Genomic DNA, 10,316 nt, shown 5'->3' on the forward strand with positions numbered 1-10,316 from the left:
TATTGAGTAAGCTACTTCACACCTATCATGGCTCCGCGTTTCGCCAGATTACTACCTGACACGTGCTGGGCAGCAACGACCGAGCCAATGACCAAAACGGCACCGACGATCAATCCCCACCCCGGCTTTTCTCCTAGCACCAACAGCGATCCCGTCATCCCACAAATGGGAATCAAAAACCGATACCCGGCGAGCAATGGGACCGGGTGTAGCGTTGAAAGATGATTCCACAAGCTGAAGGCCGCTGCTGAGACAAACGCGAGCCAGCAAGTCAGCCCGAGTGCAGCAGGTGGCATCAGGTCCACAGCACGCGGGAAAGCCCGAACCCCCATTAGAAGCAAACCCACTCCACCGATTAGCAGTGAATATCCGGTGGCTGCACGGGCACCAATAGTTGCACGAAGTTTGCCAAATTGAATCACGCCCACCGCTCCCAGGCCCGTAGAGCAAGTGATCAACAATGTGCCTAACCACGGATTGCCTGCACCCGTTCCGGGAACCGCAGCTGCCATGCTTACCCCGATCGCGCCAATTCCCAAAGCCAACCACTGGCTGCGTTTCGGCCACGCAGCGCCACCAATCAAAGGAGCAAGAATCATCCACCAAAAACTCCCAATCGTCGAAAGCAGTCCGGCCAGCGCTCCGCTCGAAACGGCGATGCCGTAGTAAAAGGCAAGGTATTGGCCAAACGTCTGGGTGAAGGCAAAACCCAGAAGCAATCGCTTATCCGTCGCTTTGAATTCAGCGCGCGGGTTTTTCGCCACGGCCAGCAGCAAGATTCCCGCCAAGGTGAAACGGACCCCGGCAAACCACCAAAATTCCGACAACCCGGGATGCACCGAATGCGCGTCCCAAATCCGATAAACCATCTTGATGGATGGGAACGAGCTGCCCCAAAGAAGGGCACAAACCAATACCGGCGGCAGCACCCGGAACCACCGATGATCACCCTCCTGCACGAGGCGGAAGATGCGCTGCCCGCGTGCACATGCAAGCCCGATTCACCCATCAAGTGATTCAAAAACTTCGTTTCTGCAGCACCCCAGAGTTAATTTCCGGGGAAAGGATCAGCCGATAGCCTCAAAACAGCATCTTTGCGTCGCTCTGGAGATACCGAATTTTTCTCGACCGCCGATAAAATCAGCGCCGCCGCTGCAACCGATAAAAACAATCCCAGCACAAACCAGGGGTCGATTGATGGACGATTTGAAGACATCAGTTGCCTGACTCGCGTTTCCAATCCTCCCCGCTCAGACGCTGCCAACGCCAAACGCTGCCGACTGCAACTCGATGCGAGATCACAAAGAAAACCCGCATAACGGTCCGCCTGGATTCCCCCACGAAGAGCATGTTCATCACATGCCAGCTCCTGCTGGATCTCCAGCCGAGCCTTCATCCAATGGATCAAGGGGTTGAACCAATACAGTGCTGCAGCGATTGCCGAAATCCAGCGCCATAACGGATCGCACCGTTCATGATGTGCGAGCTCATGCCGAAGTACCGCGGCCCGGACATCCTCAGGCCACTCTAACCAGTCGGCTGGAACGAATATCACCTTCCTGAAAACGCCGGCGGCGACGGGCCCATTCACTTGAATCGTTTGTCTTATCTCGATCAATCCAACTTGATCAATAGTTTCAGATTCTTTCCACCAGTTGAGTAATTTCCATTGAGCCACCATCAGTCTTGTGGCGCACCAAATCACTCCGCACAGCCACACGGATTTGAGAACTAACGTTATTTCTGTCCAGGCGGGTTGTTGGAGTTCGTTCAGACTCGAAACCGTAGGAATCTCGAACCACTTCGGCATCCATAGTGTGACCCATGGAAATGCCACAGTCAGCAACAAGGTGAGAATCGTCAATCGAGGATCGCACGCCGGATTTTTGCGTCCTGCGATCCATACGCCCGCCGCTGCAATGGAAGAGAAAACAATCGCCAATATCATGACTGGGGGTTCTGTTCGATTAAGAGTCGAATCCGATCGATTTCTTCCTGACTGAGGTTTTGTTCTTTCGGGTCCAATAATGAGGCTACCAGATTCTCCGGTTTCCCTTCAAAGAAGGTCGCCAGCAATTGGCTCAGTGCATTTCGTTTGGCCCGCTTTTCAGGCACAGTCGGTTTATAAACAAAATGACGGGATTGTTTGGTATAATTCACCAATCCTTTCTCCTTCAGGGTCGAAAGTAATGCCCTAACCGCCGAATAGCTCGGAGGATCCGGCAATTCACACCGAACCTCTTCCGCTGAGGCGCTCCCGAGCCGAAACAGAATATCCATGACCTGTCGCTCACGGCGAGACATCTGGTCTTTTTCCAATCGATCCATTGCGGCCAGAATAATGATTTCCGGAATCTGTGCAATCTAAATGCTATTTTTACAGCATTTAGATTGACATCAGGAATCTGAAATGCTGCTTTTCCAGCATCATGAAATTCAGATCCACTTGGTTGCTCTCTCTACTCGGCGGTTTTGCCCTGATCCTGAACTCTTGCACGGTGAGTCCGACCGACTATTCTGGATCCCCTCAAAACGCCATCGCACCTTCCCACTCCGAAGCAGAGGCTAAAAGCATCATCACTGGCGGTTTGCGAAGCGGTGACTCTGCAATCCAATCAGATTCCATTGATGCTGTCCTCAAGAACCCAAATCGTCCGGGCTTGGCGACAGGCTGGGGCGATTCCGTACACTCGAATGTGGTTGAGCAGGACTTCGTCCGTGCCAGTAAAGGCCCCGCTGGTACTGATGCGATTTACTACAATGACTCCGACGGAATGAAGGCGATGACCACTCGACCTGAAAGTGTGAAGCCACTGCAGCGAGCAGCTGGAGGATTGGTCGAATGGGGCATCAAAGGACCACATGGTTTCCTCCCCGCGTACAAAGAGTACGGCTGGGGCCGCCGCTTCGTTACCGGTAAGAAAGGATCCAGCTATTCCATCGAAATCAAAAACCGCTCTGAATCAACCATTGAGGTCGTCGCAAGTGTCGACGGTCTCGACGTGATGGATGGTAAAACGGCTTCATATGCAAAGCGCGGTTACTTGATTGGGCCTCATCGCACCTTCACGATTGACGGATTCAGAACCAGCGATTCAAGCGTGGCATCGTTCCAGTTTTCCAGCGTAATGGGCTCTTACGCCAATCAACGTTACGGCAACACCCGGAATGTCGGCGTCATCGGGTTGGCTGTTTTCACCTCGAAACATGGTGATGCCCAACTCCGTAATAACGCCCGGGCATTCGCTCAGGCACCCTAGGTGCCCCTCAGTCCGATTGCTTTGGTTCGCGACTTACGAACCAAAGTAGCAACCCACCGACAATCAATCCGCCGAAAAAGATTCCCCAGAACATCGGCTGGATGAATTGAGGAAGACGGACATTCATCCCGAAGAGCCCGGCAAAGGCGACGAGAGGCAGGAAAAATCCAGCCAGCAAATTGAGTCGGTAGGCGATTTTGCCCAACCGCTCAGCCGAATCCGCCTGCTCCTCCGCCCGCTCAGCCCGCCAGAATTCCAACGTCAACCTGGCATCGCTATTCAACAAATCGGCCGCACGCTCGATTTCCCTGGCCCGGTCCCGATAAGATCGGATCTCCCGATCGTCCGGCTCTCCGAGTAACACTTGTTCCAAGGCAATGACGATGTTCCGGGTGGATCGGGCAAGCGGGCCGGAATGTTTCAAAATTCCAAAAATCTCCGCCGCCGTATCCGCCTCATCGATGTTTGCCTCATGAATATCAATGGCTCGTGCATAACGCTCCAGCAAATCCCCCACTCCGCTTACCCCCGGCCCGTCTTTCTGCATCCAGCGTCCCTCATAGTCTTTCCAGAAATAAAGCGCCTCACGCTCAGGCACACCTGCTTTCGGAACTTCATGAAGAATCAACAAAAGCTCCCCATTGCCCTCAATGCAGCGTTGGTGCCCGGCACGACCGCTCAATTGCTCACGCAATTCCCGCTCGATTTTGAAATGCCCGGGCAGCTTTACCGATTCCTCAACGATCACCATGAGGCGGATTCTAGCCAGTCCTTATCCCGGGGAAAGTCGGAATCTTGGGCGTGATCACCTGGTTTTAGGACGACTGATTCACAATGCCACGACTTGACGGAATGCAAGTATCGCTCATGATAAATCGCAATCAACGCTGTTCCCCCCTCTCTGGACCCGTATCTCCTGACAACAACTTTCAACTTTCTGCCATGAAATCCTGTTTCAATCTCGGAATCATCCTTCCTGCGGCCTTGGCCGGATCTCTTCTGGTTTCGTGCTATCCCATGCCGGTAGAACGCCAGTTCAGACCGCATGATCGCCCCAACGAAACTACAACGATCACGAGCAGAGAGCAGCAACAGATCAAAGAACAGCGCGAGGCCATGCGCCGGCGCGACGAGGAGCGGGAAAAAGAAAATCAGGTCAAGCGGGACCCAATTCCTGAGCCTCAACCGCCGAAAAAAGAGGAGCCAAAGCCCGAGCCAACCAAGCCCAAGCAGGACTACAGCTACGCGATGCCGGTCCCAGGCCATGAAGGGTATGTGCTCAGCCCATACAATGGGAAACAAATCGACGTTCGTGGCATTCCTTCTGGAACCTTGGTGCAAGACCCAACCTATCCTGCCGCTGAGAAAAAATTCTTCCGAGTCCCGTGATGCATGAGCATGATCGGGCAACGATCCAGCGCCCGATTTCCCATCTTTCTTCGCTCCCATGAGGAATGCGGACCGGGCTCCTCCCGAAGAGCCCGGTTTTTCCTTGCCCATCCATGACCTCGGATTTCCAAAAAATCACCATCCTCGGCGCCGGGGTTTTGGGGGGTTCACTCGCCCTCGCAACGAATCGCTTGGCCCACCCTCCTGCTGTTTCGCTTTGGGCAAGGAGAGCCGATAGCGTCGATGAAGCGCTGCGACTCGGACTTTCCCATGCGACCACGGATTTAAAGGAAGCGATTTCGGCAGCGGAGTTGCTCGTTCTGGCTGTGCCTGTGGGAGTGATGCCGGATTTGGTCAAAGCTGCCGTGGAGTCCGGTTTGCCTGACAGTTGCTTGATCACGGATGTCGGCAGCGTGAAATCAACTCCTCACGAGTCACTTGCCCCTCTGCTCGCCGAATTGCCAAACGCCTTTATCGGCAGCCATCCCATGGCTGGTTCTGAGCAAACCGGGCTCGGCGCCGCGACTTCCGACTTGTTTGAAGGTGCAGCCTGCATTCTTACCAATGATTCTGATGCGCCAGGCCCTGCCGCAGAGAAATTGGAACGTTTTTGGAAATCCGTCGGCTGCCGCACCACCTGGATGGGCGCGCTGGCACACGATGAACTGGTCGCCAAAATCAGCCATTTACCCCACATTCTCGCCGCCAGCGCCGCCAGAATTTGCCTGAAAGACCACACCCTCGGAGATTTCAGCGGGGGCGGACTGCGTGACACGACACGGATTGCCTCTGGCAATCCATCGATGTGGGCGGAAATTCTGACGGAAAATCGGCAAGCAATCATCGGCCCTTTGCGTGAAACCATCGACGATCTCCGCGAAATCCTTGCCACTTTGGAGGCTGCCGAACTAGAAACAGCCCAGCGCTGGCTGAGCACCGCGAAACAACAACGCGACACGCTGGCGCAATCCCGCTAACTTTCCTTTCATGTCCGAGTTCCGAGTCAAATCCATCACCAAACTCCACGCGGAATTCAGCGTCCCGGGTGACAAAAGCATGTCGCACCGCGCTGCAATCTTAGGCGGCCTTTCGAACGGCACCTGCACGATCACCAATTTCCTGCCCAGCGAGGATTGCGTGAACACCCTGAACGCGATGAAGGCACTTGGCGCCGATCACGAGGTTCTCGAAGAACTCGAAGGCTATGGACCGGTCAAACTCCGCATTCATGGCCAATCCATGCAACTATCCGCTCCGGAAAAACCGATCGATTGCGGAAATTCCGGCACCGGAATGCGCCTCCTGGCAGGTCTTTTAGCGGGCCAGCCATTCACCTCCGAACTGTTCGGCGATGCATCCCTCTCATCCCGCCCCATGGGCCGGATCACGGTGCCACTGGGACAAATGGGCGCCCATATTGAGACGAAAGGCGAAAAACCTGGCTGCGCCCCACTGCTCATCCATCCGGCAAAAGTTCAGCCGATCGATTACGAAATGCCTGTCGCCAGCGCACAGGTCAAATCCGCGGTGCTGCTCGCCGGCATGTTTGCTGAGGGAAAAACTTCCGTCACTCAACCCGCGACGACACGTGACCACACCGAGCGCATGCTCGCCTCTTTCCGCGTTTCCACTCGCACGGAGAACCATGTCATCTCGATGGTGGGTGGTCAGATGCCTGAATCTTGTGACTTCATCGTGCCAGGAGACATCTCTAGCGCCGCATTCTGGCTGGTCGCCGCAGCTGCCCTTCCAGGTTCTCGTTTGGTGATTCAAAATGTCGGTCTCAACCCGACCCGGACCGCCATTCTGAATGTCCTCAGCCGCATGGGCGCGCACATGTCAGAAATTGTCCATTCTTCATCCGGTGAGCCCATTGGGAACATTGAGATCCACGGTTGCCCCCTTACCGGCACCACGATCTTGCCCGAGGAAGTGCCGAATTTGATCGATGAAATACCGGTCATCGCCATCGCAGCCGCCCTGGCCCAAGGAAAAACCGAAATCCGTAACGCCAAGGAACTGAGAGTCAAAGAAACCGATCGGATCACCACTGTCGTCAACAATCTGCGCGCCATGGGTGGTGTCGTGGAAGAACTGGAAGACGGCATGATCATCGAAGGCGGCCATCCACTGCACGGTGCAGACCTCGATAGCTACGGTGACCATCGCATCGCCATGGCATTCGCCATCGCCGGACTTTTCGCCTCGGGTGAAACGATCATCCACAATACCGATTGTGTGAATACGTCCTACCCTGGCTTCGCGCATCACTTGGAAGCGATCCGCCACCACCGTTCCGAACCCGCCGATTTCATCCTGCCAACCATTTCCCACGCGTGAATCAACCCGAATCCCGGTCCGGAAATTATGTCGTCGCCATTGATGGCCCCGCGGCTTCAGGCAAAAGCACGCTCGCACGCAAGCTGGCATCGCGACTGGGCCTGCTGATGGTGAATTCCGGTGCCATTTATCGCGCCATCACTTGGGAAATCGTCAGGGAAAACATCAACCCCGAAGATTCAGACGCGGTGATCTCCGCGCTTGAAAAAATAGACATCGAAACCGGCAGAAATGGCGGCGTTTCCACCATCAGAATCAACGGTGTCCAGCCTGGCGACGAACTCCGCAGTGAAGTGGTGAACTCGAATGTTTCGGCCGTTTCCGCCATCCCCAAAGTTCGGGAAAAGGTGGTCCAGTTACTCCGCGATCATTTGGAACACTCCAGCCTGGTGATGGAAGGCCGGGACATCGCCACCATCGTTTTTCCCGATACTCCCTACAAAATCTACATCACAGCTGCAGAACACGTTCGCGCAGCACGCCGCCACAAAGTCGGTGAAGTGGATTCCGTCAAGCGTCGTGATGCCGCTGACAGCGGTCGCAAAACCGCGCCTCTCAAGGTCGCGGATGGCGCTGAAATACTCGATACATCCGACCACACGATCGAAAGTGGTGTGGATGCCGCCATTGAGATTCTGAAAAGACAAGGACTAGACATTCATTGAATTGCACTATGTTGCGCCCCGTTGATCCGACAACAAAGCGTCCCATGAGATGGATATACTGGCTGGGCTGGATGTCCTTTGGAGCCGCATTCCGCACGATCTTCCGTTTACGGGTCATCGGCGAAGAAAATCTGGTGACCGAAGGCTCCGTCCTCGTCGCTTCCAATCACCAGAGCTTTCTCGATCCACCGTTGATTGGGAATCTCTACAAAACCGAGATGTATTTCCTCGCCCGCAAGACCCTCTTCAAGGGCCCGGCAAAGTGGGTTTACCCTCAATGGAACGCCATTCCGGTGGATCAGGACCGGCCGGATATGGCCAGCCTGAAAACGATCATCCGACGTTTGAAAGAAGGCCACCGAGTTCTCGTTTTCCCGGAAGGTGCGCGGACACTGGACGGTGAAATTGGTGAGGCCGCCCCGGGCATCGGGCTAATCGCTGCCAAATCACGTGCCGTCATCCAACCAGTACGGATTCGCGGCGCCCGTGAAGCCCTACCCCGTGGCTCCGCCCGGATTCGCTTTGCCCGCATCAGCGTGACCGTTGGCAAACCGATCCAACTCACCGAAGAAGAGCTGAAAGAGGCCTCTTCCGGCAAAGAAGGTTACGACCGCCTTGCCAAACGCATCATGGCAGCCATATCGGCGCTCTGACGCTCTGACTCAGCCTATTTTCGACTCGCGCCCGGGAGCACGGAAGGAAACCGAGAAGAACTCGTTCCCCGGGCTCCCAGCGACGAAAAGATCCAGCATGCCCTCGCTAAGAGCGATGTGCAGCCTTCGGTCAATCGGCCCCATTTGAGTCAAGGAAAACGGCAATTGATTCCAACTCTCCACCTCCTGCGATGAGTTGCCGCAGATCTCATAGCGATATCCTGCGTAAGCCTGAAGCCGTAGTCTGTAACGAACGCTGCCAAACGGCCCAGCGACCAGCTCGCCACGGGAGACCATGCCCCCTGCATCCGGTCTAGCGGATCGCCCTGTGAGCATTTCTACGGCAACGCGCTGAGATCGCGGTCTACCGCTAAAATCCCGAGCAATATAGATTGGTTTCGGTTTTCGATTCATGACTTTTAGGGGGGAGGTCATCATGAGTCTTAGAGAAGACTGAATCCACTTTTGCCAGAACGTCCATTAAGAGAGCATTAAGCCCAATTCGAACTACTTACCAGGCTCTCAAAATCACTCATCAACAACCATACGATGAGCTATGAATTCGCAAGACACTCATTTCCCAATAATACATAACCGACGCAATCATCTGACTAAGACAAATCCAAACCAGTTCTATTCCAAAAAAATTTATTAACATCATCACGCGATAGATCAATTAACTATCGATTCGATCAAACAACCCATGAGAGGAATGACATCGGTAACATTTATTCCATTTAATGGATTACAAATACCATTTATTTTTCCACATATAATTTCTAAAAAAATATGGAATAACTCATCCATCAAAAACTCACAAATCACTTACCATCAGGACACAAAAAAGCCCGAAGGACCGGGAACAATAACCCCCAAGCCCTTCAGGCTGTTTCAGTTTAGTATATCAAATACCCCTGATTAGCGGGCACTGTTAGAGATCGTGAAATCACCACCTCTTTTTTGAAGGGTTGTAGTTCCTTCGGATTTTGCATTTTGCTGCATTGGTCCGCAGCCCACAATCATTAACGAGCAGATAGCAATAAGTATGCGCATGTGGGGGAACTACTATAATACAGAACCGACGCAAGCAAAACATGCAGAAATTGTTTCTTTTTTATTAACATTAAACGTTTGATGAGTCATTGAGTCATTTTTGACCTATCTTGCAACCATCCAGAACTAACCCAAATACCATCAAATTGGACCTTCAGCAAAAATACAGTCATGTGCACAAGAGACTCGATATTTATATGATTTTAACATGACGCATCTCAAAAAACACATCATAACATTCATGATCAACATCCTGTAAATGACATCCGACTCCGTCTGTCCGGGCGATCGACTGGCTCATTTGAACCTTACGGCCTATTTCTTCACCGATCGTACCACGGAACGAATCGAACTTTGTTTTAAGATGCTTTTATTTCTGTAAAATCCGTCAGACTCGCCTAGCTCTGCGCTCCCCTCACCCTTTGCCTCCTTCATCAGACACTTTCGGAAATTCCAGGCCGCCTGAACTCGATCACAGCTCGAAGTTGAAAATGGAGAACAAAGCCAACATCCAGAGAAAAAGCGCAGGATTCAGAGCCAACCCTGTCCTCTTACGCCTTTCCTCCCTCGGCGCTAAACGGATCAAACTCTTCCCGAATTGCGTTCTGCCGGGCTTGGGCGATTCACACCTGGGTGTTGGCCGAATCAAGATTTTGACCGACATCCGACAGTTTATACGGCAAGGCAATCAACTCCTCCTCGCGCAATGGATCCGTCCTCTTTTTTCGATTTTCAAGATCTGTGAAACGGAATCGTGCCGCTGTCGCGAAAGTCTAACGGCTTTGTCATCTGAGCGGTGGCCAATTGAGCTTCCCTTCATCGCACCGGCTGATGTCCGCCAGCACCGCCATGCCCGCGTTACCCTTGCGGCCCACCGTTCCGCCGAGCTTGCGGGCAACTGCTTCCGCATCCTCCAATTCCTTCTGCGCGGTTTTCACCTTCTGCGCCAGATCGAC

At 53.5% G+C, this 10,316-nt stretch carries 11 protein-coding genes; 6 read left to right on the top strand and 5 right to left on the bottom strand.

Annotated features, from left to right (window positions below):
- Window positions 1-11: 11 nt before the first annotated feature.
- The 3 genes from JIN85_RS08475 to JIN85_RS08485 all read right to left on the bottom strand — a co-directional run bounded on the left by JIN85_RS08475 (window position 12) and on the right by JIN85_RS08485 (window position 2,304).
- Entirely contained in the window at window positions 12-959 is a 948-nt protein-coding gene (locus tag JIN85_RS08475; protein WP_200269610.1) for a DMT family transporter, read from the bottom strand.
- Window positions 960-1,048: 89 nt separating this feature from the next.
- Window positions 1,049-1,948 carry a M56 family metallopeptidase gene (locus tag JIN85_RS08480; protein WP_200269612.1) on the bottom strand — a complete coding sequence of 300 codons (900 nt, stop codon included), beginning with the start codon at window positions 1,946-1,948 and terminating at the stop codon, window positions 1,049-1,051.
- Window positions 1,945-2,304 carry a BlaI/MecI/CopY family transcriptional regulator gene (locus tag JIN85_RS08485; protein WP_200269614.1) on the bottom strand — a complete coding sequence of 120 codons (360 nt, stop codon included), beginning with the start codon at window positions 2,302-2,304 and terminating at the stop codon, window positions 1,945-1,947. Before JIN85_RS08485 ends, JIN85_RS08480 begins: the two co-directional genes overlap by 4 nt.
- A 125-nt stretch (window positions 2,305-2,429) precedes the next feature.
- On the opposite strand from JIN85_RS08485, the gene JIN85_RS08490 reads away from it, so the two are divergent.
- Complete coding sequence (locus JIN85_RS08490; protein ID WP_200269616.1) at window positions 2,430-3,260, top strand: hypothetical protein; 831 nt, start codon at window positions 2,430-2,432, stop codon at window positions 3,258-3,260.
- A 7-nt stretch (window positions 3,261-3,267) separates the two neighbouring features.
- Here the strand turns inward: JIN85_RS08490 and JIN85_RS08495 are convergent, their stop codons facing one another.
- On the bottom strand, window positions 3,268-4,011 hold the full coding sequence (locus JIN85_RS08495; protein WP_200269618.1) for a CorA family divalent cation transporter: 744 nt from the start codon (window positions 4,009-4,011) through the stop codon (window positions 3,268-3,270).
- 191 nt (window positions 4,012-4,202) lie between these two features.
- Between JIN85_RS08495 and JIN85_RS08500 the strand changes: the two genes are divergently transcribed.
- The 5 genes from JIN85_RS08500 to JIN85_RS08520 all read left to right on the top strand — a co-directional run bounded on the left by JIN85_RS08500 (window position 4,203) and on the right by JIN85_RS08520 (window position 8,307).
- A complete protein-coding gene (locus JIN85_RS08500; RefSeq protein WP_200269620.1) occupies window positions 4,203-4,649 on the top strand; it encodes a hypothetical protein in 447 nt (148 codons plus the stop codon).
- 113 nt (window positions 4,650-4,762) lie between these two features.
- Complete coding sequence (locus JIN85_RS08505; RefSeq protein ID WP_200269622.1) at window positions 4,763-5,626, top strand: prephenate dehydrogenase; 864 nt, start codon at window positions 4,763-4,765, stop codon at window positions 5,624-5,626.
- Window positions 5,627-5,636: 10 nt separating this feature from the next.
- Window positions 5,637-6,989: a 3-phosphoshikimate 1-carboxyvinyltransferase gene (gene aroA, locus JIN85_RS08510; protein ID WP_200269624.1), complete on the top strand. Its 1,353-nt coding sequence runs from the start codon at window positions 5,637-5,639 to the stop codon at window positions 6,987-6,989.
- On the top strand, window positions 6,986-7,654 hold the full coding sequence (gene cmk / locus JIN85_RS08515) for a (d)CMP kinase (RefSeq protein WP_200269626.1): 669 nt from the start codon (window positions 6,986-6,988) through the stop codon (window positions 7,652-7,654). Before aroA ends, cmk begins: the two co-directional genes overlap by 4 nt.
- A gap of 44 nt (window positions 7,655-7,698) precedes the next feature.
- Window positions 7,699-8,307, top strand: coding sequence for a lysophospholipid acyltransferase family protein (locus JIN85_RS08520; RefSeq protein ID WP_200269628.1), 609 nt, complete (start codon window positions 7,699-7,701; stop codon window positions 8,305-8,307).
- A gap of 9 nt (window positions 8,308-8,316) precedes the next feature.
- Here the strand turns inward: JIN85_RS08520 and JIN85_RS08525 are convergent, their stop codons facing one another.
- On the bottom strand, window positions 8,317-8,643 hold the full coding sequence (locus JIN85_RS08525) for a hypothetical protein (RefSeq protein WP_200269630.1): 327 nt from the start codon (window positions 8,641-8,643) through the stop codon (window positions 8,317-8,319).
- Window positions 8,644-10,316 lie beyond the last annotated feature (1,673 nt).

The organism is Luteolibacter pohnpeiensis (assembly GCF_016595435.1).
Lineage (GTDB): Bacteria > Verrucomicrobiota > Verrucomicrobiia > Verrucomicrobiales > Akkermansiaceae > Luteolibacter > Luteolibacter pohnpeiensis.

What these genes read in the sequence shown, in the direction of transcription:
- JIN85_RS08480 (WP_200269612.1), bottom strand. Translation starts at nt 1,948, where the DNA reads ATGATATTGGCGATTGTTTTCTCTTCCATTGCAGCGGCGGGCGTATGG.
- JIN85_RS08485 (WP_200269614.1), bottom strand. Translation starts at nt 2,304, where the DNA reads ATGTCTCGCCGTGAGCGACAGGTCATGGATATTCTGTTTCGGCTCGGG.
- JIN85_RS08490 (WP_200269616.1), top strand. Translation starts at nt 2,430, where the DNA reads ATGAAATTCAGATCCACTTGGTTGCTCTCTCTACTCGGCGGTTTTGCC.
- JIN85_RS08495 (WP_200269618.1), bottom strand. Translation starts at nt 4,011, where the DNA reads ATGGTGATCGTTGAGGAATCGGTAAAGCTGCCCGGGCATTTCAAAATC.
- JIN85_RS08500 (WP_200269620.1), top strand. Translation starts at nt 4,203, where the DNA reads ATGAAATCCTGTTTCAATCTCGGAATCATCCTTCCTGCGGCCTTGGCC.
- JIN85_RS08505 (WP_200269622.1), top strand. Translation starts at nt 4,763, where the DNA reads ATGACCTCGGATTTCCAAAAAATCACCATCCTCGGCGCCGGGGTTTTG.
- aroA (WP_200269624.1), top strand. Translation starts at nt 5,637, where the DNA reads ATGTCCGAGTTCCGAGTCAAATCCATCACCAAACTCCACGCGGAATTC.
- JIN85_RS08520 (WP_200269628.1), top strand. Translation starts at nt 7,699, where the DNA reads ATGAGATGGATATACTGGCTGGGCTGGATGTCCTTTGGAGCCGCATTC.
- JIN85_RS08525 (WP_200269630.1), bottom strand. Translation starts at nt 8,643, where the DNA reads ATGCTCACAGGGCGATCCGCTAGACCGGATGCAGGGGGCATGGTCTCC.